The sequence below is a fragment of the Exiguobacterium sp. AB2 genome (assembly GCF_000696055.1).
In the GTDB taxonomy this organism is placed as follows: domain Bacteria; phylum Bacillota; class Bacilli; order Exiguobacteriales; family Exiguobacteriaceae; genus Exiguobacterium; species Exiguobacterium alkaliphilum.
Window position 1 is genome coordinate 1 of the sequence record NZ_JNAA01000040.1, and the last position, 997, is coordinate 997.

Here is a 997-nt window from a genome sequence, read left to right on the forward strand (position 1 = left end):
ACCAAAAAAATAAATGGTCGGGAAGACAGGATTCGAACCTGCGACCCCTTGGTCCCAAACCAAGTGCTCTACCAAGCTGAGCTACTTCCCGTTAAAATGGTGCACCCTGAGAGATTCGAACTCCCGGCCTTTAGATTCGTAGTCTAACGCTCTATCCAGCTGAGCTAAGGGTGCAATATAAAATGCGGTCGAGAGGACTTGAACCTCCACGGTGTTAACCACCACTAGGCCCTCAACCTAGCGCGTCTACCGATTCCGCCACGACCGCATGTAAATGGAGCGGAAGACGGGATTCGAACCCGCGACCCCGACCTTGGCAAGGTCGTATTCTACCACTGAACTACTTCCGCATAATGAAGTTTGAGGAGATGCGGGTGAAGGGACTCGAACCCCCACGTCAAAGACACTAGATCCTAAGTCTAGCGCGTCTACCAATTCCGCCACACCCGCACAATATTTAAGTATAGTTAATTAATGAGAAATGGTGAGCCATGCAGGGCTCGAACCTGCGACCCTCTGATTAAAAGTCAGATGCTCTACCAACTGAGCTAATGGCTCATTAATTAAAAAATGGGGCGGCTGAAGGGAATTGAACCCTCGAATGCCGGAATCACAATCCGGTGCGTTAACCACTTCGCCACAACCGCCATGCAAAAATGGTGCCGGCGAAAGGATTCGAACCCTCGACCCTCTGATTACAAGTCAGATGCTCTACCAACTGAGCTACACCGGCGCTGTAAATGGTGGCTTTGGACGGAATCGAACCGCCGACACAAGGATTTTCAGTCCTTTGCTCTACCAACTGAGCTACAAAGCCAATATGAAATTAAAAAATGGCGGTCCTGACGGGGGTCGAACCCGCGATCTCCTGCGTGACAGGCAGGCATGTTAACCACTACACCACAGGACCACATTAAGTATTGTATCGACTTTACCTATTTTAAATGTCCTAGACAGATAAGTCAATAACTTTTTCAAAAAAACAAACCGCCTGGCA

Annotated in this window: 10 tRNA genes; all 10 read right to left on the reverse strand. The window is 49.0% G+C overall.

The window, feature by feature from the left end:
- Positions 1-14 precede the first annotated feature (14 nt).
- Positions 15-91, reverse strand: a tRNA-Pro gene (locus tag DI14_RS05735).
- Positions 92-97: 6 nt separating this feature from the next.
- A tRNA-Arg gene (locus DI14_RS05740) sits at positions 98-174 on the reverse strand.
- Positions 175-183: 9 nt separating this feature from the next.
- Positions 184-268, reverse strand: a tRNA-Leu gene (locus tag DI14_RS05745).
- A 7-nt stretch (positions 269-275) separates the two neighbouring features.
- Positions 276-350 (reverse strand) — tRNA-Gly (locus tag DI14_RS05750).
- A 19-nt stretch (positions 351-369) separates the two neighbouring features.
- A tRNA-Leu gene (locus DI14_RS05755) sits at positions 370-450 on the reverse strand.
- Positions 451-482: 32 nt separating this feature from the next.
- Positions 483-558, reverse strand: a tRNA-Lys gene (locus tag DI14_RS05760).
- Between the two features lie 13 nt (positions 559-571).
- Positions 572-647: transfer RNA gene (locus tag DI14_RS05765), tRNA-His, on the reverse strand.
- Positions 648-657: 10 nt separating this feature from the next.
- A tRNA-Thr gene (locus tag DI14_RS05770) sits at positions 658-733 on the reverse strand.
- 8 nt (positions 734-741) lie between these two features.
- Positions 742-817 (reverse strand) — tRNA-Phe (locus tag DI14_RS05775).
- Between the two features lie 17 nt (positions 818-834).
- A tRNA-Asp gene (locus DI14_RS05780) sits at positions 835-910 on the reverse strand.
- Positions 911-997: the final 87 nt, after the last annotated feature.